An 18,300-nucleotide genomic window follows, 5' to 3' on the forward strand; every position below is an offset into this window, starting at 1 on the left:
TTTTCTCGCAAGCATAAAAATTAAACTGGCGGGCAAAAACGCAGGTTTTGTCTGTCCAGCTAACGGAGTAAACGGCAGTGGCGCATTATTAAGCTTTACGCTGAAGCCATTTTGATATGAACTCGCTCTTGCTTGCAGGTACCTTTAAGTTATGGAGGTAAAAATTTCCGCTGCCGACAAGCCAAATTAACTTATCAAATTCGTACGGGACGAGGTCGTGCTTCTCGCAGTATTTAATTGCGTCCTTGAATACACCAAAATCTGTTGGGGAGCATGTTATATTGGCTGCTCGACAGATGTCATTGACATGAGTGTCAGGTTTGATGAAGCCGCTATGCCCACTTTCTTTAAGGAAGTCACAGGCCAGTGCGAACCCAAAGCCAAAGATTTCCTCTTTTAGAAGTAGTGGTAGTGCCAGGCGGGAGTATTCGTTGACATAAAATGATTGGACGAAGTCATGAAAGTCTTGAGCGGTTTGGAAGCGGCTAAGAAATTTTCCGGATGCCAATGCGGACTTTGCATAAATTACCCAGTGGCTTTTGTTGTTTTGGATATCTATGGCGCCAGAAGTTGGGATTTTCTTCTTGATTATTTCGTTAAGTATGTCCGTATAACTGCTGTAGTGTGAAATTACCTTAAGTGGATCGAAGTTGAAAAATATGCCCTTCAGACGTGAGATGTCTCCTATCGTATTAGGCATTCCCCGCCTATTTTTGGCGTGGGCTAGAAGTGACCGATAAATGCCCTCTAGGGAGTCCTGTCGTAGTTCCTTCCAATGTGTAAGTTGAGAGTCAATCTGAGCATCGGAGACCTCTAGAGAAAGTAGGTAGGCGCGAGCATTTCGTACAAGTTGAGGCATTGCAGCTCCTTCTGAATGTTAACTATAAATAGGCTGCAGAAGTGGCGGAATGCTTCAGCCACTTCTGTTGTATAACTTTCCCTGTCATACATGACTCCTTGAACCCATCGATTCGGGAACTTGGTTTTACACTGCCTGGTCGGGGCTGCTGCTCACGGACGATCACTATCGGCGAATACCTGTCGGTTAGAACCGAGCAGAAGTTGGTACCAGTAGTCGATAAAACACATCTACTTACACCTCCTACACCTCTAGTCGTATGATGCTTGCTAGATCAATTCACCGGTTCTGACGGCCAATTTTCGGGAACTAGTGCGGGTGGCTTAGTCCATGGTTCTTCAACCAACGCGTCCTGGAACCACTGTTCGCGCAGGTTCGCATGCTCAGTAACAATTAGTTGGAAGCCGGGAACCTCTTCTTGGGTGAACTTCAGCAACAGTTCGAATAGACGGCGTACCGCATCAAGGTCGGCGTCGGCTTCCGTCTTCTGCACTGAACCATCGGCATCTTGGTAAACCTGCTCAGAGGGGAAGTAAACCTGTGTTGGTTGGTCGATCAGTAGGAAGCGCGGGATTGGTCGATTGTTCTGCGCCGCGAATAGATGCAGGGCGAGTAGCGCCGACAGATGGTACGCGAGATGGTTTTCGCCACCGCCGGTCCTGCCCATTGGCACTGGGCGCTCGGGCCGATCAAAGATGATTGTCAATTGAGGTAGATATAGCCGCGCGGGATAAGGACCGAACTCGGCGTCGAACTTCTGGATGTATCGTGACATCTGTGCGGAGATGTTGTTGAGGATCGATGTCAGGCGCTCGTTGCTGTCATCCGCCCCGATTTGCTCCTCAAGCTGCTTGACCTTGTTGCTGAGGCGGCGACTCTCGGCTTCCAGATTGGCAAGATCCTCATTTGGGAGAAGCGTTTCCAAGAACAGGCTGATACGGCCGACCACGCGTGCAGCGGCATTGTTGCGCGAGCCCATCTTGGCGAGAAATTCGTTAGCCGAGATCGCCGCGGACAGCTCCGCCTCCTTCTGCTTGATCTCATCCTTTATCTCGTCCACGGTACCGGCCAGTTCGGTCAAGTAGGCATCAAGCTTAGGACGTTGGCCGGTTGCGACGCGCAACTCCTTGTCGAGCGATTCCAGTTCGTTGAGCAGGACAACGGCAACCGGGGATTCTAGTGCCAGATTTTGTTCGCTGAATGGCCATTGCCATTCGCCGCTGTCTGGATTCTTCGGCAGGGCTTTGATCGACGCCAGGCGGTCTATCTGTTCGGCGGCCTCGTTTTCGTAGCCGCCTGAGCGTTTGGCGAACTGCCGAGCTGCATCGATCCTCCCCTGGGCATCCCGGCGATTACGGCGCAACTGAACGAGCTTCTCTTCCAGAATCGAAACCCGGCTGCTGTCGTCGTCAGGTATCGTTTCGGGCTTCCATGACAACGCAGACCTCAATACCTCTATGATCCCGTCTGCATTGAGAATCTCATCTGTAGTGCCGAGGACCCCGACTGTTTTGGCTTCCGAGTAGAGGCCGATCGCCTGCACATGCGATGTGTCGACGGCATCGCGTGCCAGTTCCAGTTTCTTCTGGTTAACCCTCAGATCCCGTTGCGCCAAGCGCAACTTGGACTCCAGTTCGTAGCGGTCGCTGGAAGAGACTCCGAGCAGGATCGGTAACGTGTCACGGATGGCCTGCGGTTGGAACTGCTCGTTCTGCCGGTAGAAAAGTTGGTCTTTGTTGGCGACCAACCCCTGTTTCTGGAACAGGTAATAGAACGTGTGCTTAACGTTAGCGTCGTAGCTGTTGCGACTATGCTCCAGCGCGACTTCGGTACGGTTCTCGGGAATTCCGAGCAGGCGCGACAACAATTCGACGATGCTTTCGTCGTCGGTGTTGACCGCCAAGTCCTTGAACTCAGGTGCTTGCAATTGCACACCTCTGCGCAGCATCGCCGTACTGCAACTGGCGCCGCTGCCAGAAGGGGTTGGTTTGGCAACCAGCAACTGCTCCTTCTCGAACTGGTAGATAACGGCGAACCAGGCCACCTTGTCGCGAATGATACCCTCGGGGACGTTGAACGAAGATCGTCCCATGCAGTATTCGATGATCTCTGAAAGCGCAGATTTGCCAGTGGAGGAGCGACCGGTGATGACGTTGAGTCCGTCCACCTTGAATGTGAGGTCACGACGTTGGCCATCATGGCTGTAAATGTGGATGGATCTGATCTTCATGGGCGAATCCCGAAAGTCGTGTAAACGGTCGCCCGGTCAGCGATACGTGCGAATTCCTTTCCTACGACGCGCGCCACTTTTTGGCAGGCGACAGTTTCGGCAGTTCCATCGACGACCTTGCGCACCTTCTTGGGGATGGTCTGAATGCGTCCGTCATTCGCGACGGCGATGCAGCCCCTTTCCATCAATAGACCGAACCCCTCGAAGGCGTAGGGAAGCATCTGCGTGACCCGGTCGGCAAATCCCACCATGATTTGCTGGTTCTTCTCTGTGGTCTTGAGCAGATAGCTGCGTGGGCTGCTAGCGATCACCTCTCGCGAGTCCTTGTGCAGGCTTAGGGGCAGCACGAGAAGCGACAGCGAGAAGGGCATGCCGCGGTCGTCCTCTTCTTCGTAGCCAGCCAAGGCGCGAAACATGACTAAGCCACAGAATGCAGGGTTGAACAGGTTTCGAACCTCGAAAGGGCGCTGATCCCATCGCTTCACGATGCCGCCTCCAGTACGTCGCCGAGACGGTCGAGGAATCTGGGGTGCCAGTAGACTCTGGGTTGGGGAGTGCTGTCGGCGAGAATGTGGAAGCTTCCACGAAGGACGTAGGGTTCCGTGACCCGTGCACGAATGCGCAGGGAGTCGATCTTTGCGGTTTCAAATTCCGCCCAGTTGTAAAGTTCAGCGCCGGCTTGGCGAAGCGCATCCTCGGCACTGTCGTCTTCCAGGCTCTCGAAAATGACATCCTTGTAGCGGTCCCACTCATCGGCCAAGCGATCTTCGTATTCCTCGACCTCTCCCAACACAAGCAGGCTCTCGCGTGCCCAGGCCGATCGTTGTTCGAACGCCCGGTAATAATCCAAAATTGCATTCCTGATTCGATTAGCGGAAATGCCTATCTCGCGCAGTTGTGCCACGAATAGGCGCGGATCAGTATCAATGTCGATGTCGTCGGAAGGGAGTTTTCCGCGGAAGGTGATAGGCAGGTTATCTGCCTTGTACTCCTCGGCGAAGTTCGAGAGCTTGTCAGATACTTCGTAGCCAAAAATTCCTTCAGGCCTATCACCGGTGAGATGCTTGATCACGACATCGATCCACCAACCTTCCAGTCGCTCGAAGACGAACTCGCGGTACTCACGCCGGATGCTTCGCATGTACTTGTCCCTTATGAGCACGGGAATGTCGCCGATGCGCGGGCTGCTATCGAGGATCAGGATACGTTCGAGGAAATCCTGCTTCTCGGCATCATTCAGCTCCTCGAACGCCGCGGCAATCGGCGTGATGAGTTTCGATTTCGATGCCGAAAGTGCCTTTTGGGCTAGTTCGGTCAGAGTTTCGTCATCGTCGGGGGTGGTAAGCTGACTGGGGAGAAGACGGGACAGGAATGAGTCGGTCGACACCTCGCCGGTGGTGAAGAGGAAGAACTGCAGGTTCGATGCAACGCGGCCGTCACGTTTATATCGCACTAACCAGATGTTGACGGACTTCCAGAAGTCAGCCGACAAGTCGGTCAGTCTGTCCCCGATCGCTTTGTGCTTAAGTGAGGCCAAGGACTTCCCACCCTGGCCGTCGACGAAATCAAGATCATCGTCCTTTTCCAGGAAGATGGCGGTGTCTTCCGGCAATTGGAGCAGTTGTAGAAGAGCAAGACGCGCCTGGTAGATGTATCCCAGCCCCTGCTCACCGGCCGAAAATTTGTCGGTAGATGTCCCGGCCATGCCAAATTCCTTTTTGTGCAAATTGTCGGGAGCGTACCTGGCATTGTGGCGGGCCATGGCATTGCTTCTTATGCCCCATGCCCTCTAGTTCCGACTCCCAGTGAGTACGGCAGCAGACCCGATGCCCTGCGCCTGTCCGTTACCGAATAATAGCAAAATGCCCCGACAAGTCAGTCGAGGTAATGCACGGCATCGCAAAGGAAGTTATGGGCGCTGACAGCCAGCGGCAGGCCGCAACTGGTGGGCAGCACTAGTTTTGTGCTTTCCCCACTTGTAGCCGTCGAGGCGTACTCGCTGTTGTGTGGCATGGTCGGCGGCGCTACGGCCTATCGGTGAGTTCCTCTATGCTCTTGGCTCGAACTGTGGGCGTTCCTGCGCTGTCACCTAGTGCAGAGGTCAAGGGGGTACAGCGCTCGTCAGATCCTCTACGTCGAGCAGCTGCTGACCGCCAAGGGGCACAGGCCATCGCGTGTGACAAGCTGGCCGACCATTTCCGAGCCTACGCCCGGCGCGATGCGCTGCAACAGCCCTGCCGGTTGACTCATAATCTCGGATGTGAAATTTACCGATTGCTGCCGGTGACGTTTGGTAGTTATGCCTGCAGCTTGTGGCTTGTACAGAATTCGGCCCAATCAGCCATTAGTGCCCTGCGTTTCTCTAGAAAGTCTGAGCGAGAGTAAGCGGCTTCGGTCTGATCCCGTTCGTCATGAGCGAGCGCGAACTCGCATACCTCTCGCGGGTAGTGAGTGTTCTCGTTGGCCCAGTCGCGGAATGTGGAGCGAAAGCCATGCCGAGTAATGTCTGCGTGCCCTAGCTTATGCAGGAGGTTGCGTATGGCATTGGCATGTATGGCACCGCTCTTGCCTTTCCCTGGGAACAGATACGGCGAATTCGTACGAGGTAGGCTTTGCAGGATATCCACAGCCTGAGAGGGTAGGGGAATGACGAAGGGCTTTCTCATCTTCATGCGTTCGGCCGGAAGAGCCCATGTCCCTGCTGCAAAGTCCATCTCGGGCCATTGAGCGAAGCGGATCATGTGGGTGCGGGCACACGTCAGGATGAGTAGGCGTGCGGCTACGGCATCCCGGCTGGAGTCTTGGGCCAGTGTCCTCATCAACTCTGGCAGGTCGCGCCAATGCATGGCTGGGAAGTGCTGACGCTGGCGGGCTTTTTTCTTCTCGGCCTTGCTGAGGAGGTTTTCCAGGTGACCGCGCCAGCGGGCGGGGTTGTCTCCTTCGCGGAGGCGGCGAGCCTTGGCTGCATCGAGTATTTGCTCGATTTGCCCACGAACTTCATCGGCGGTGCGGGTTTTGGTTGCCCAGATTGGGCGCAGCACGCTTAGCACATGTTCGGTCTGGATAGCGTCAGTCGAGAGCTTCCCAATGGTGGGAAACGCATAGCGTTCCAGCTTGCGTAGCCAGCCTTTGCGCCATTTTTCAGTCCAACTGCTCCCATGGGCTTCCAGGTGCTGGTGTGCAAGATCCTCGAACGATATACGGCGTGCCGCGGCCTGCTGTTCAGCTTCACGTTTCGCAGCCCGTTCGGTATCACGGGTAGCGAGAGGATCTGCGCCAGTTGCGAGAACCTTGCGCTGGTCTGCGGCAAGTTGACGGGCCTGGCTGAGGCTTACGGTCGGGAAAGAGCCGAGGCCCATTTCTCGACTTCGCCCGTCCAGCTTGTACCGAAAGATCCAGCTCGAGGAGCCACCTTTGGCCACCTGGAAGTAGAGCCCATCCCCATCATTGGTCTTTCCAGCTACGGATGCCCTGGCCAGGGACTCGACGGTTTTGGTCGTCAGCTTACCCATACAGATTCCTCGCCTAACCCACACCCTCACCCACACTTTGGCGGCGGATTCTGCCAATCTTTGGTGGATGCCTTGGGACGATGATACGTCTCAAGACCTTGATTTTCTATGGGTTGATGAACCTTGGTGGATTTCTGTGGGCATTAAAAAAGCCGGGCATTGCCCGGCGTTTTTCGTTACGGCCCGACTCAGCCGCGCTGGCGCTTGGGCAGCACGTCCTTGAGCTTGGCGTGCATGCTGCGCACGGCCTTCTCGGTGGTTTCCCAGTCGATGCAGGCGTCGGTGACGGAGACGCCGTACTGCAGCTGGCAGAGGTCCTTCGGGATCGGCTGGTTGCCCCAGCCCAGGTGGCTTTCCACCATCAGGCCGACGATGGAGTTGTTGCCTTCGACGATCTGGTTGGCGACGTTGTCCATCACCAGCGGCTGCAGGGCCGGGTCCTTGTTGGAGTTGGCGTGGCTGCAGTCGACCATCACGTTCAGCGGCACCTTGGCCTTGTTCAGCTCCTGTTCGCACAGGGCCACGCTCACCGAGTCGTAGTTCGGCTTGCCGTTGCCGCCGCGCAGCACCACGTGGCCGTAGCGGTTGCCCTTGGTGGTGACGATGGAGACGCCGCCTTCCTGGTTGATGCCGAGGAAACGGTGCGGGCTGGAGACCGACTGCAGGGCGTTGATCGCCACGGTCAGGCTGCCGTCGGTGCCGTTCTTGAAGCCGACCGCGGAGGACAGGCCGGAGGCCATCTCGCGGTGGGTCTGGGATTCGGTGGTGCGCGCGCCGATGGCCGACCAGCTGATCAGGTCCTGCAGGTACTGCGGGGAGATCGGGTCGAGCGCCTCGGTGGCGGTGGGCAGGCCCATCTCGGCGAGGTCGCGCAGCAGCTGGCGGCCGATGTGCAGGCCGTCCTGGATCTTGAAGGAGTCGTCCAGGTAGGGGTCGTTGATCAGGCCTTTCCAGCCCACGGTGGTGCGCGGTTTCTCGAAGTACACGCGCATTACCAGGAACAGGGTGTCGGCGACCTCGGCGGCCAGGACCTTGAGGCGCTCGGCGTATTCGTGGGCGGCCTTGACGTCGTGGATGGAGCAGGGGCCGATCACCACGAACAGGCGGTGGTCCTTGCCATCGAGGATGTCGCGGACGACCTGGCGGCCATGGGCGACGGTCTGCCGGGCGGCTTCGGTCAGGGGGATTTCGCGCTTGAGCTGCTCCGGCGTGATCAGGGTCTCGTTGGAGGCAACGTTAAGGTCGTCGATCTGTAAATCAGCCATCGTGGTACTCAGTCAGGTCACGGGTGCCGGCCGCCAGGAACCCCCCATGCGATGGGGCGCAGGCATGAATCTCGCTAAGGGGAAGTCGAACCTTAACGCGTCGGACGCCGGCTCGACAATGGGCAGGCAGCGGGAAAATGCCCGGATGACGGGGTTTGCCGGCGTTTCAGATGGCGCAGAACAGGGGGAAGTCGGCGGCGTTGCAGGCGATCCACTCCAGCGCCGTGTCTTCCACCGGCTGCGCCTGCCCGCTTTCGCGCTCGCGCTGGCGGCGGAAGTGCTCGATCTGGCAGACCTGCTCGACCATGCGCGCGCGGAACAGGGTGTCTTCGTCGAGGAAGGCCACGCCCACCAGGTAGTCGTCGCTGAGCTTGCGGCTCCAGGCCACCACGCCGGGGTAGCGCGCGGCGTCGCCCAGCAGCGGGATGCGCAGCTCGACCGCGGTGCCGCGGCGGAAACCGCGCGGGGCGTTGCAGGCCACCCCGCCGAGGCTGATATTGTACAGGCGCTGGCGCGGCAGGAAGAGCTGCCTGCGGACCACCAGCTCCACCGGTAGATCACAGGGGTGACGCAGGAACTGTCGCATGACGGAAGGCTCCGACTGCAATCTTTTTGGCGTTGGCATTGGGCAAAGTATAGTGCCGTCGCTGGAACTCACCGACCTGGATGCCGATCACCGGTTGCTCGAGTTGCCAGGCGACTCGCTGCTGGTGTTCAGCGCCGAGGGCTGCGCTTCCTGCCGCTGGGCCCGCGCGCAGTTGCCGGGCATGGGCCTGCCGGTGCGGCGCCTGTGCTGGGTCGATGCCGGGCGCAATGGCGGCCTGGTCGAGCGTTATGAAGTCTTCCACCTGCCGGCGCTGTTCCTGGTGCGCGACGGCGCCTTCCATGGCCGCCTCGACGCGCCCCTGCGCGCCGGCCCACTGGCCCAGGCCCTGCGCGCCGCGGCCTTGCGCATTCCCGAGGAGTTGCCCTGAATGACTGTTTCCCCCGTCCGCATCGGCGTGATCGGCACCGGCGCCATCGGCGGCTTCTACGGCCTGATGCTGGCCCGCGCCGGCTTCGACGTGCACTTCCTGCTGCGCAGCGAATACGCCGCGGTGGCCGAACACGGCCTGTGCCTGAACAGCCAGGTGCACGGCGCGCTGGGCCTGGCGCCGGTGCAGGCCTACCACGACGTCGCCGACCTGCCGCCGTGCGACTGGCTGCTGGTGGGCGCCAAGACCACCAGCAACGCCGAGCTGGCGCCGCTGATCGCCCGTGCCGCGGCGCCGGGCGCCAAGGTCCTGCTGCTGCAGAACGGCCTGGCGGTGGAGGAGGGCCTGCGCCCGCTGCTGCCGGACGCGCTGCACCTGCTCGGCGGGCTCTGCTACATCTGCGTGCACCGTTCCGCCCCCGGGGTGATCGAGCACCAGGCCCTGGGCGCGGTGCACCTGGGCTACCACAGCGGGCCGGCTGCCGCTGCCGCCGGCCAGGCCATCGCCGAGGAGGGCGCCGCGCTGTTCCGCCAGGCCGGGCTGGATTCCCTGGCGATGCCGGCGCTGGAACATGCGCGCTGGCAGAAGCTGGTCTGGAACGTCCCCTACAACGGCCTGTCGGTGCTGCTCGACAGCGGCACCCGGGTGCTGATGGCCAACGCCGACAGCCGCGCGCTGATCGCCGCCATCATGGACGAGGTGATGGCCGGCGCCGCCGCCTGCGGCCATGAGTTGCCGGCCGGCTACCCGGCGGCGATGCTGAGCGCGACCGAACGCATGCCCGACTACCTGCCGAGCATGTACCACGACTTCGCCCAGCGCCGGCCGCTGGAGCTGCAGGCGATCTATGATGCGCCCCTGGCCGCGGCGGCCACCGCCGGGGTGGCGATGCCGCGCGTCGAGGCGCTGCAACGGGCGTTACGCTTCATCGACGCGCGCAACCAGGCGCGCTGATCCATCACGGGGGAACGGGCAATGGGCAAGGGGCTGGGCGACAAGCTGGTGGTGGCGATCTCCTCGCGGGCGCTGTTCGACCTGGACGAGAGCCACCGCATCTACGAATCCGAAGGCGTGGAGGCCTACCGGCAGTACCAGATCGCCCACGAGGACGAGGTGCTGCCGCCCGGCGACGCCTTCGCCCTGGTGCAGAAGCTGCTGGGGCTCAACGAGATGCTCGGCCGGCAATTGGTGGAGGTGGTGCTGGTCTCGCGCAACAGCGCCGACACCGGCCTGCGGGTGTTCAACTCCATCCAGCAGCACGGCCTGGGCATCTCCCGCGCGGCCTTCGTCGGCGGGCGCAGCCCATACCCGTACCTGGCGGCGTTCGGCTGCCACCTGTTCCTCTCCACCCACGTCGAGGACGTGCGCAGCGCCCTGGAGAACGGCTTCGCCGCGGCCACCATCCTCTCCGCCGGGGCCCGCCGCGAGACCGCCGGCGAACTGCGTTTCGCCTTCGACGGCGACGCGGTGCTGTTCTCCGACGAGGCCGAGCGGGTGTTCCAGCAGGGCGGCCTGGAGGCCTTCCAGACGCGCGAACAGGAGTCCGCCCGCGAGCCGCTGGGCGGCGGCCCGTTCAAGCCCTTCCTGGCGGCGCTGAACCGCGTGCAGCAGGCCTTCCCCCAGGAGTCCTGCCCGATCCGCACGGCGCTGGTCACCGCACGCTCGGCGCCGGCCCACGAGCGCGTCATCCGCACCCTGCGCGAATGGGACATCCGCCTGGACGAATCGCTGTTCCTCGGCGGCCTGGACAAGTCGGCGTTCCTCGAGGCCTTCAGCGCCGACGTGTTCTTCGACGACCAGCCCGGGCATTGCGAGCGGGCCCGGGAGGTGGTCGCCACCGGCCACGTGCCCCACGGCGTGAGCAACGAGCCGCAGACGGCCAGCTAGCGCGGCCTCGGCCGCTTGCTGCTACTCTGCTCAGAGGCCCGCCGCCGAGGCAGTAGGAGGCCGCATGATCCGATCGATTCTCTACGCTACCGACCTTGGTCTCTACGCCCCGTACGTCCTCCAGCACGCCATGTCCCTCGCCCGCGCCTACGACGCCGAGATCCACGTGGTGCACGCCGTGGAGCCGATGGGGCTGTTCGCCGACTCCGTGCTGCAGACCTACCTGGATGCCGATACCCTCGCCGAGCTGCGCAGCAGCGGTTTGAGCACCGTCATGGGCAACATCGAGCGGCGGGTGATGGAAGGCTTCCGCGACGAACTCGGCGAGTTGCACGAGGAGTCGGACATGATCCGTTCGGTGCGCGTGCTGCAGGGCGACCCGCCGCAGGTGATCCTCGACGAGGCGCAGCGCCTGGCCGTGGACCTGATAGTCGCCGGCAGCCACAGCCATGGCGAGGGCATGAACACGCCCCTGGGGCGTACCGCCGCACGGGTGGTGCAGCTGGCGGAAGTGCCGGTCTACCTGGTGCCCATGTTGCAGCACCGCAGCTGAAGGCGGCTGCGCGACGAACGGACGCGGCGCTCTGCCGCGCACTTTTCCCAGTGTCCGTGGGTTGCCGGGATGTTGCCATAGGGGACGTAGTAGGCAAGCTCGAAAAAAACGTCTAACTTTATTCCTCAAACCATTAATATGGTTATAAAAGCAGAGCCCGGGTCGCGGGCCGCGACATCCATTTCGAGGAATCTCCATGAAGCTTCAGCAACTGCGCTATATCTGGGAAGTCGCGCACCACGACCTCAACGTTTCCGCCACCGCGCAGAGCCTGTACACGTCGCAGCCGGGCATCAGCAAGCAGATCCGCCTGCTGGAGGATGAACTGGGCGTGGAAGTCTTCGCCCGCAGCGGCAAGCACCTGACCCGCGTCACCCCGGCCGGCGAGCGCATCATCAACACCGCCGGCGAGATCCTGCGCAAGGTCGAGAGCATCAAGCAGATCGCCCAGGAATTCTCCAACGAGAAGAAGGGCACCCTGTCCATCGCCACCACCCACACCCAGGCGCGCTACGCGCTGCCGGGCGTGATCAGCGGCTTCATCAAGCAGTACCCGGACGTCTCCCTGCACATGCACCAGGGCACGCCCATGCAGATCGCCGAGATGGCTGCCGACGGCACCGTCGACTTCGCCATCGCCACCGAGGCCCTGGAGCTGTTCGGCGACCTGATCATGATGCCCTGCTACCGCTGGAACCGCTGCGTGATCGTGCCCCAGGGCCACCCGCTGACCAAGGTGCCGAAGCTGACCCTGGAACTGCTCGCCGAGCAGCCGATCGTCACCTACGTGTTCGGCTTTACCGGCCGTTCCAAGCTGGACGAGGCCTTCAACCAGCGCGGCCTGGTGCCCAAGGTGGTGTTCACCGCCGCCGACGCCGACGTGATCAAGACCTACGTGCGCCTGGGCCTGGGCGTGGGCATCGTGGCGCACATGGCGGTGGACCCGAAGCTGGACAGCGACCTGGTGATGCTCGACGCCAGCCACCTGTTCGAGTCCAGCGTGACCAAGATCGGCTTCCGCCGCGGTACCTTCCTGCGTGGCTTCATGTGCGACTTCATCGAGAAGTTCGCCCCGCACCTGACCCGCGAGTTGCTGGCCAAGGCTGTGCAGTGCCACAACAAGGCCGAGCTGGACGAGCTGTTCGAAGGGATCGAGCTGCCGGTTTATTGAGGTTGGTGTGAAGCGGCGGGGGTTAGGTGGGGTAGGTGTTGGGTTCAAGAGCGCCCTCTCCCCAACCCTCTCCCTGAAGGGAGAGGGGGCTGTTCGGAGTGGGTGGCAAGCCAAGAGTCATCCTGATACTCCTCACCCACCCTCGTCATTCCCGCGAACGCGGGAACCCAGTGACTGGCGGGTTCGCGAGCAAGCTCGCTCCTACGAAGAGCAAGAGCAGTTCTGCTCTGGCTTTTGCTTTTGGGATTTCCAGAGAAACATCCGCGCGCACCGGAACGCCCCTTCAGAAGGCCGAACGAAGCCCCCGCTCAGGAGGTCATGCGACATGGATGTCGCGAGAGCCCCGCGGGCTACAGGGACGTACCCTCGGGGCGGGCCTCCGTGGCGGGGGAGTTCGTGAGGGTAGCCCGACTCTGTCGGGCCCGTATGCGGGGCAAGCCTTTTTGGTTCCTTTTGTGGCGTTTGACAAAAGGGACTCGCCCGAGGGGGCGAAACAAAAAATCTCCGCAGACTCGGAGCGGCGCGCTACACCGAGCCCAACCCCAAAAGTCTCTGGGTTCCCGCGTTCGCGGGAATGACAAGATAGAGAGCGGCGCTCGGGGCCAGGTTCACAACCGAATCCATGCCACTCGCCAGACGCCTTCAGTGACGCAGCCACCCCCGGCTGATGACCGGCGCCAGGGCGCGTCGGTACAGCGCCTCAGCCTGGCTTGTTAACGTGCCACCATGGCGTTGCCAGAGCAGCCAGACCAGGCTATTGCTCACCGCCGACACGGCCAGCGCGCCGAGCATATCCAGCGGAGAGTGGATGCCCAGATAGACCCTCGCGTAGCCCACCGCCAGCCCGACGGCGCCGATCAACGCACCCAGCAGCCAGGCATCGTCGAACAGCAAGCTGAGAGCGCAGCCGGCGAAGATGGTCAGGTGGTCGCTGGGGAAGGAGGCGTTGGCGGCGTGGGCCAGCCAGGCATGCCCCAGTCCGATGGCGAAGGGCCGCGGGTGCGGCCAGAGCAGCCCGATCAGCAGGCTGGAGGCCAGCGCCACGGCGGTCACTCCCAGGGCTCGCAGCAGATGGCCGCGCAGGCCGTGGTCACCCCGGCACCACAGGTACAGCAATGCCAGCGGCAACAGGTAGAGCGGCACGGTGGCGATGAAGCGCGCGGCGTCGATCAGCCAGGCTGGCGTCTGCGCGGTGGCGTTGATGGCGAGGAACGCCTGGCGGTCGAGCGCCTCCAGCAGGCTGGGGCCGGGAGTAGGGAGCAAGGTGGGCATGGTCGATTCTTGTAAGAGGGTACGCGGGACTATAGGCGTAGGAGCCTGAAGGCGACATTAAGCAGGGACGGAAGGGCGATCAGAGCCGGTCGAGGTCGTTGCGCCCGGCCAGCTCGGCCAGTACCTCGGGCGAGTCCTGCGGCGCCGGTCCGCGGCCTTCGAGTATCTCGTGGAGGAAGCTCATGAACACGGTGAACACCTGCTCGCGGCCGTCGTCATGGCGCACCACGAAGAAGGGTGCGCTGTCCACGCCGTACTGGGCGGCGACCATCCAGCCGGCGCTGCCCGGGTTGCGTTCGTCGGCCACCAGCACGCGGTCGATGCGCGGCAGGTAGCCGCCTTTCTCCAGGCGCTGCTGCACGTCCTTGCACTTGCCGCAGTCCTCGCCGTCGGCCAGGACCTTCTTGACCATGGTGATGCGCATAGGGCTTTCCTCTCGCGGTAGGGGCAGGGCCTACCTTAAGCGCTGCGGCGCCGGCGGAAAACCCGCCGACGACGCGCTCAGCCCTTGGTGATCAGGTTGCCGGCGTGCAGGCCGCATTCCTTCTGGGTGGCTTCCTCCCACCACCAGCGGCCTTCGCGCTCGTGCTGGTTGGGCAGCACCGGGCGGGTGCAGGGCTCGCAGCCGATGCTGATGAAGCCGCGCTCGTGCAGGCTGTTGTAGGGAGTCTCCAGCATGCGGATGTAGGCCCAGACTTCCTCGCTGCTCATGCTGGCCAGCGGGTTGAACTTGTACAGCGGCTTTTCCGCCGTGGAGAAGGCGCCGTCCAGTTCGACCACCGCCACCTGGCTGCGGGTGCCGGGGCTCTGGTCCTTGCGCTGGCCGGTTGCCCAGGCGCTGACGGTGGCGAGCTTGCGCTTGAGCGGCTCGATCTTGCGGATGCCGCAGCACTCGCCGTGGCCGTCCTTGTAGAAGCTGAACAGGCCCTTTTCCTTGACGAAGGGCTCCAGCAGGCGCGGATCGGGGGTCATGACCTCGATGGCGATGCCGTAGTGCTCGCGCACCTGCTCGATGAAGCGGTAGGTCTCCGGGTGCAGGCGGCCGGTGTCCAGGCTGAACACCTTGACGTTCTTGTTGATCTTCCAGGCCATGTCCAGCAGCACCACGTCCTCGGCGCCGCTGAAGGAGATCCACAGGTCGTCGCCGAAGTGCTCGAAGGCGAACTTGAGGATGTCCTGGGGGGACTTGCTGGCATAGGTCGCGGCGATTTCGGCGACGTCGAACGGATGGCTCATCAGGCGGTTTTCCACTTGTACTTGCGCGGTGCGCTATAAGACTGCCGATCTTAACAAAGGCAGGGATATGCCCCTAAATAACCATCAGGAAGGTCGACTGTGTGCTTTGAGTATAAGCGCCGCGTTGCGCCGGCCCGGGCGAGCCGCTAGAGTGCCGCCTTCTGTCCAAACCTGCGGGGAATCGTTCGTGGAAATCGCCTGTCTCGACCTGGAAGGGGTACTGGTCCCGGAAATCTGGATCGCCTTCGCTGAAAAAACCGGTATCGAAGCGCTCAAGGCGACTACCCGCGATATCCCGGACTACGACGTGCTGATGCAGCAGCGCCTGCGCATCCTCGACGAGCACGGCCTGAAGCTGGCCGACATCCAGGAAGTGATCGCCACCCTGAAGCCGCTGGAAGGCGCGGTGGAGTTCGTCGACTGGCTGCGCGAGCGCTTCCAGGTGGTGATCCTCTCCGACACCTTCTACGAGTTCTCCCAGCCGCTGATGCGCCAGCTGGGCTTCCCGACCCTGCTGTGCCACAAGCTGATCACCGACGAGACCGACCGCGTGGTCGGCTACCAGTTGCGCCAGAAGGACCCCAAGCGTCAGTCGGTGATCGCCCTGAAGAGCCTGTACTACCGCGTGATCGCCGCCGGCGACTCGTACAACGACACCACCATGCTCAGCGAAGCCCACGCCGGCATCCTGTTCCATGCGCCGGAGAACGTCATCCGCGAGTTCCCGCAGTTCCCGGCGGTGCACACCTACGAGGACCTGAAGCAGGAGTTCCTCAAGGCGTCGAACCGCCAGCTCGGTCTGTAATGCCGGCGGGCCGGTGACGGCCCGGGGTTCGAGAAAGAACGCCGTTTCCCGTCATGGGCAACGGCGTTTTTTGTTGCTTCCAGGAACACACGGGCGGGCTTGTCGACTGCGCCGAGGCGCTCCTCGTAGGATGGGTTGAGCTTGCGAAACCCATGCGGCCGCGATAATGGGTATCGCTTCGCTCAACGCCATCCTACGGGTGTATGGGAGCCCGCCCTTCACACCCGGAATTGCCCCATCAACCCCTGCTGGTGATTCGCCAGGTCATTCAACGACTGGCTGATCTGCGCCGACTCCTGCGCCTGACCGGACAGCGATTCGGTCACGTCGCGGATGCCCGCCACGTTGCGGTTGATCTCCTCGGCCACCGCGCTCTGTTCCTCGGCGGCGCTGGCGATCTGCAGGTTCATGTCGTTGATCACCCCCACCGCCTCGCCGATGCGGCGCAGCGCGGCGACCGCCTGCTCCACCTGGCTGACGCTGCCCTGGGCCTGCTGGTGGCTGCTGTGCATGGCGGTGACCACTTCGCGGGTGCCGTTCTGCAGGCCTTCGATCACCTGGCGGATTTCCTCCACCGAATCCTGGGTGCGCTTGGCCAGGTTGCGCACTTCGTCGGCGACCACCGCGAAGCCGCGACCGGCCTCGCCGGCGCGGGCCGCCTCGATGGCGGCGTTGAGCGCCAGCAGGTTGGTCTGCTCGGCGATGGCGCGGATCACTTCCAGCACCGAGCCGATCTGCTCGCTGCTGGCGGCCAGGCCTTCGACCTGGGTCATGGCCTGGCTCATGTCGCGGGCCAGTTCGTCGATGGCGCGGGTGGTCTGGTCGATCACCGCCAGGCCGTCGCGGGTGGCGCCGTCGGCCCCGCGGGCGGCGTCGGCGGCTTGGGCGGCGCTGTTGGCCACGTCGTGGGCGGTGGCGCTCATTTCCTGGGAGGCGGTGGCCACCTGCTCGATCTCGCGGAACTGCTGCTGCATGCCGGCGCTGGTCTGGGTCGACAGCGCGGCGGACTGGTCGGCGGTGGCGCGGGCGTCCTGCACCGAGGCCTTCACGTCGCGGATGATCGGCTGCAGTTTGTCGAGGAAGCGGTTGAACCAGCCGGCCAGCTCGCCCAGTTCATCCTGGCCCTGGTACTTCAGGCGCTGGGTCAGGTCGCCCTCGCCGCTGGCGATGTCGCGCAGCATGCCGGCCACGCCGAGGATCGGGCGGGTCACGCCGCGGGCGGTCAGCCATACCAGCAGCAGGCCGAGCAGGGCGGCGAGCAGGCCCAGGCCGAGTTCGACGACGGTGCCCTGGGTGCGTTGCTGGTCCAGCTCCTGCTGCAGCTTCACCGCCGGGCCCTGCAAGGCCTGCAGCGGCACGTCGATGAGCACGCCCCAGGCGTCGGCCTCGGGGATCGGACGCAGCGGTTGCAGGGCGCGCAGCTCGCTGTCGTGTTCGAGGATCTTGTGCTGGTCGGCGCCGAGCAGTTGCAGCAACTGCTCGCCCTGGGCGGGGTAGACCTCCTGCAGCTTCTTGCCGAGCTTGCCGGCGTCGGCGCTGTAGCCGGCGAGCAGGCCGGCGGGGCTGATGATGGCGACGCGGCTCTGGCCTTCGTAGAGTTCCTGGCTGCCTTCATGGGCGATTTCCTGCAGGCGGTCGAGGGCGATGTCCACGCCCAGCACGCCGACCAGCTTGCCGTCCACCTGCAGGGGCAGGGCGATGCTGGTCATGAGGATCTTGCGGTTGCCCACTTCGTCGACGTAGGGCTCCAGCACGCAGGTCTTGCCGGCGGCCTTCGGGCAGGTGTACCAGGCGTTGTAGGCCGCGCCGCTAGGGCCGGGGCTGGTGTCGGCGAGCATCTTCTCGTCCATCGGCTCGGCCTCCAGCTTGCCGGGGGTGGCCTGCGCCCAGTATTGCGAGAAACGCCCCTTCTCGTTGCTGCCGATCTCCGTGCGGCCTTCGGCCTGGGCGTCGTGGCCGTCGAGGGTGTCGGGCTCGAAGGCGAGGTACAGGCCGAGCAGTTCGGGGTTGGCCGCCACCGCGTCGTGCATCTGCCGGTTCAGTTCCTCGCGCAGGGCCAGGGTGTCCAGGCCGCGCTGGGCGGCGAGCTGGCGCACGGCCAGAGCTTGCCGGGCGAAGCTCTGCGCGTAGCGGTAGGCGTCGCTGAAGTAGCGCTGGATGCGCATCGCCTGGATTTCGCCGCGGGCGCGCAGACGGGCTTCGGCGGCATCGTCCAGCATGTGCGTGCTGGATTCCTTCACCAGCGCGGTGCTGTGCTGCATGCGGAAGATCGATAGGCCGGCGAGCAGCGAGACCACGCCGAGCAGGCACAGGCCCGCGAGCAGGGTGATCTTCCACTGGATGGAGAGGCGACGAAAAGGCATGGGGGTGTCCTCTGCGGGAACCTTGGGGGTGTTCGGAAATATCGGCATCTGTGCGATTTTCTTTACAGACATTGCTGCCGTCCGTCGGCTGGGCCTCTGGGGCGCCAGTCTCGCGCCGGGTTGCACTTCGCCACCCATCTGCTGACTAATGTGCAGGCCACTCTCGGCAGATG

General features: G+C 62.7%; 17 protein-coding genes and 1 pseudogene. 6 read left to right on the plus strand and 12 right to left on the minus strand.

Annotated features, from left to right (window positions below; translation table 11 throughout):
- Positions 1 to 88 precede the first annotated feature (88 nt).
- The 7 genes from ACTWJ5_RS12540 to ACTWJ5_RS12570 form a co-directional block, all read right to left on the minus strand.
- Positions 89 to 859 carry a hypothetical protein gene (locus ACTWJ5_RS12540; RefSeq protein WP_444438845.1) on the minus strand — a complete coding sequence of 257 codons (771 nt, stop codon included), beginning with the start codon at positions 857 to 859 and terminating at the stop codon, positions 89 to 91.
- Positions 860 to 1,133: 274 nt separating this feature from the next.
- The gene (locus ACTWJ5_RS12545) at positions 1,134 to 3,089 is read right to left on the minus strand and encodes a DUF3732 domain-containing protein (protein ID WP_444438847.1); all 1,956 of its coding nucleotides are present in this window, start codon (positions 3,087 to 3,089) and stop codon (positions 1,134 to 1,136) included.
- Complete coding sequence (locus tag ACTWJ5_RS12550; RefSeq protein WP_023124088.1) at positions 3,086 to 3,574, minus strand: three component ABC system middle component; 489 nt, start codon at positions 3,572 to 3,574, stop codon at positions 3,086 to 3,088. Before ACTWJ5_RS12550 ends, ACTWJ5_RS12545 begins: the two co-directional genes overlap by 4 nt.
- Complete coding sequence (locus ACTWJ5_RS12555) at positions 3,571 to 4,851, minus strand: ABC-three component system protein (protein WP_444438850.1); 1,281 nt, start codon at positions 4,849 to 4,851, stop codon at positions 3,571 to 3,573. Before ACTWJ5_RS12555 ends, ACTWJ5_RS12550 begins: the two co-directional genes overlap by 4 nt.
- Before the next feature lie 535 nt (positions 4,852 to 5,386).
- On the minus strand, positions 5,387 to 6,601 hold the full coding sequence (locus tag ACTWJ5_RS12560; RefSeq protein WP_444438852.1) for a tyrosine-type recombinase/integrase: 1,215 nt from the start codon (positions 6,599 to 6,601) through the stop codon (positions 5,387 to 5,389).
- A gap of 188 nt (positions 6,602 to 6,789) precedes the next feature.
- Positions 6,790 to 7,866 (minus strand): 3-deoxy-7-phosphoheptulonate synthase, encoded by a 1,077-nt coding sequence (locus ACTWJ5_RS12565; protein ID WP_009623300.1) that lies wholly within the window; start codon positions 7,864 to 7,866, stop codon positions 6,790 to 6,792.
- Between the two features lie 166 nt (positions 7,867 to 8,032).
- Positions 8,033 to 8,452 carry a PilZ domain-containing protein gene (locus ACTWJ5_RS12570; RefSeq protein WP_024128653.1) on the minus strand — a complete coding sequence of 140 codons (420 nt, stop codon included), beginning with the start codon at positions 8,450 to 8,452 and terminating at the stop codon, positions 8,033 to 8,035.
- Between ACTWJ5_RS12570 and ACTWJ5_RS12575 the strand changes: the two genes are divergently transcribed.
- The 5 genes from ACTWJ5_RS12575 (at position 8,451) to cysB (ending at position 12,451) form a co-directional block, all read left to right on the plus strand.
- Positions 8,451 to 8,840: a thioredoxin gene (locus ACTWJ5_RS12575; RefSeq protein WP_009623296.1), complete on the plus strand. Its 390-nt coding sequence runs from the start codon at positions 8,451 to 8,453 to the stop codon at positions 8,838 to 8,840. The genes ACTWJ5_RS12570 and ACTWJ5_RS12575 overlap by 2 nt on opposite strands.
- Positions 8,841 to 9,794, plus strand: coding sequence for a putative 2-dehydropantoate 2-reductase (locus tag ACTWJ5_RS12580; RefSeq protein ID WP_444438855.1), 954 nt, complete (start codon positions 8,841 to 8,843; stop codon positions 9,792 to 9,794).
- 21 nt (positions 9,795 to 9,815) lie between these two features.
- Positions 9,816 to 10,727, plus strand: a complete 912-nt coding sequence (locus tag ACTWJ5_RS12585) for a 5'-nucleotidase (RefSeq protein WP_074980683.1) — start codon at positions 9,816 to 9,818, stop codon at positions 10,725 to 10,727.
- Positions 10,728 to 10,791: 64 nt separating this feature from the next.
- Positions 10,792 to 11,280, plus strand: a complete 489-nt coding sequence (locus ACTWJ5_RS12590; protein WP_009623290.1) for a universal stress protein — start codon at positions 10,792 to 10,794, stop codon at positions 11,278 to 11,280.
- Between the two features lie 196 nt (positions 11,281 to 11,476).
- Positions 11,477 to 12,451 (plus strand): HTH-type transcriptional regulator CysB, encoded by a 975-nt coding sequence (gene cysB, locus ACTWJ5_RS12595; protein ID WP_074980682.1) that lies wholly within the window; start codon positions 11,477 to 11,479, stop codon positions 12,449 to 12,451.
- Positions 12,452 to 13,093: 642 nt separating this feature from the next.
- Here the strand turns inward: cysB and ACTWJ5_RS12600 are convergent.
- The 3 genes from ACTWJ5_RS12600 to ACTWJ5_RS12610 form a co-directional block, all read right to left on the minus strand.
- Positions 13,094 to 13,723 (minus strand): phosphatase PAP2 family protein, encoded by a 630-nt coding sequence (locus tag ACTWJ5_RS12600; RefSeq protein WP_444438859.1) that lies wholly within the window; start codon positions 13,721 to 13,723, stop codon positions 13,094 to 13,096.
- 79 nt (positions 13,724 to 13,802) lie between these two features.
- Positions 13,803 to 14,147, minus strand: coding sequence for a hypothetical protein (locus ACTWJ5_RS12605; protein ID WP_074980680.1), 345 nt, complete (start codon positions 14,145 to 14,147; stop codon positions 13,803 to 13,805).
- 77 nt (positions 14,148 to 14,224) lie between these two features.
- Positions 14,225 to 14,959, minus strand: coding sequence for a phosphoadenylyl-sulfate reductase (locus ACTWJ5_RS12610; RefSeq protein WP_253410759.1), 735 nt, complete (start codon positions 14,957 to 14,959; stop codon positions 14,225 to 14,227).
- Between the two features lie 187 nt (positions 14,960 to 15,146).
- On the opposite strand from ACTWJ5_RS12610, the gene thrH reads away from it, so the two are divergent.
- Positions 15,147 to 15,764 carry a bifunctional phosphoserine phosphatase/homoserine phosphotransferase ThrH gene (thrH, locus tag ACTWJ5_RS12615; protein ID WP_261746446.1) on the plus strand — a complete coding sequence of 206 codons (618 nt, stop codon included), beginning with the start codon at positions 15,147 to 15,149 and terminating at the stop codon, positions 15,762 to 15,764.
- Positions 15,765 to 15,982: 218 nt separating this feature from the next.
- On the opposite strand, the gene ACTWJ5_RS12620 is transcribed toward thrH, so the two are convergent.
- Both ACTWJ5_RS12620 and ACTWJ5_RS12625 read right to left on the minus strand, forming a co-directional pair.
- The gene (locus ACTWJ5_RS12620; RefSeq protein ID WP_370686628.1) at positions 15,983 to 16,738 is read right to left on the minus strand and encodes a methyl-accepting chemotaxis protein; all 756 of its coding nucleotides are present in this window, start codon (positions 16,736 to 16,738) and stop codon (positions 15,983 to 15,985) included.
- A 150-nt stretch (positions 16,739 to 16,888) separates the two neighbouring features.
- A pseudogene (locus tag ACTWJ5_RS12625) lies at positions 16,889 to 18,265 on the minus strand (cache domain-containing protein); the annotation flags it as partial.
- Positions 18,266 to 18,300: the final 35 nt, after the last annotated feature.

The organism is Pseudomonas sp. A6 (assembly GCF_052367875.1).
Classification (GTDB): domain Bacteria; phylum Pseudomonadota; class Gammaproteobacteria; order Pseudomonadales; family Pseudomonadaceae; genus Pseudomonas; species Pseudomonas citronellolis.

Coding starts and splice junctions, on each gene's coding strand:
- ACTWJ5_RS12540 (WP_444438845.1), bottom strand. CDS start 859: ATGCCTCAACTTGTACGAAATGCTCGCGCCTACCTACTTTCTCTAGAG.
- ACTWJ5_RS12545 (WP_444438847.1), bottom strand. CDS start 3,089: ATGAAGATCAGATCCATCCACATTTACAGCCATGATGGCCAACGTCGT.
- ACTWJ5_RS12555 (WP_444438850.1), bottom strand. CDS start 4,851: ATGGCCCGCCACAATGCCAGGTACGCTCCCGACAATTTGCACAAAAAG.
- ACTWJ5_RS12560 (WP_444438852.1), bottom strand. CDS start 6,601: ATGGGTAAGCTGACGACCAAAACCGTCGAGTCCCTGGCCAGGGCATCC.
- ACTWJ5_RS12565 (WP_009623300.1), bottom strand. CDS start 7,866: ATGGCTGATTTACAGATCGACGACCTTAACGTTGCCTCCAACGAGACC.
- ACTWJ5_RS12575 (WP_009623296.1), top strand. CDS start 8,451: ATGACGGAAGGCTCCGACTGCAATCTTTTTGGCGTTGGCATTGGGCAA.
- ACTWJ5_RS12570 (WP_024128653.1), bottom strand. CDS start 8,452: ATGCGACAGTTCCTGCGTCACCCCTGTGATCTACCGGTGGAGCTGGTG.
- ACTWJ5_RS12580 (WP_444438855.1), top strand. CDS start 8,841: ATGACTGTTTCCCCCGTCCGCATCGGCGTGATCGGCACCGGCGCCATC.
- ACTWJ5_RS12585 (WP_074980683.1), top strand. CDS start 9,816: ATGGGCAAGGGGCTGGGCGACAAGCTGGTGGTGGCGATCTCCTCGCGG.
- ACTWJ5_RS12590 (WP_009623290.1), top strand. CDS start 10,792: ATGATCCGATCGATTCTCTACGCTACCGACCTTGGTCTCTACGCCCCG.
- cysB (WP_074980682.1), top strand. CDS start 11,477: ATGAAGCTTCAGCAACTGCGCTATATCTGGGAAGTCGCGCACCACGAC.
- ACTWJ5_RS12600 (WP_444438859.1), bottom strand. CDS start 13,723: ATGCCCACCTTGCTCCCTACTCCCGGCCCCAGCCTGCTGGAGGCGCTC.
- ACTWJ5_RS12605 (WP_074980680.1), bottom strand. CDS start 14,147: ATGCGCATCACCATGGTCAAGAAGGTCCTGGCCGACGGCGAGGACTGC.
- ACTWJ5_RS12610 (WP_253410759.1), bottom strand. CDS start 14,959: ATGAGCCATCCGTTCGACGTCGCCGAAATCGCCGCGACCTATGCCAGC.
- ACTWJ5_RS12620 (WP_370686628.1), bottom strand. CDS start 16,738: ATGCAGCAGCAGTTCCGCGAGATCGAGCAGGTGGCCACCGCCTCCCAG.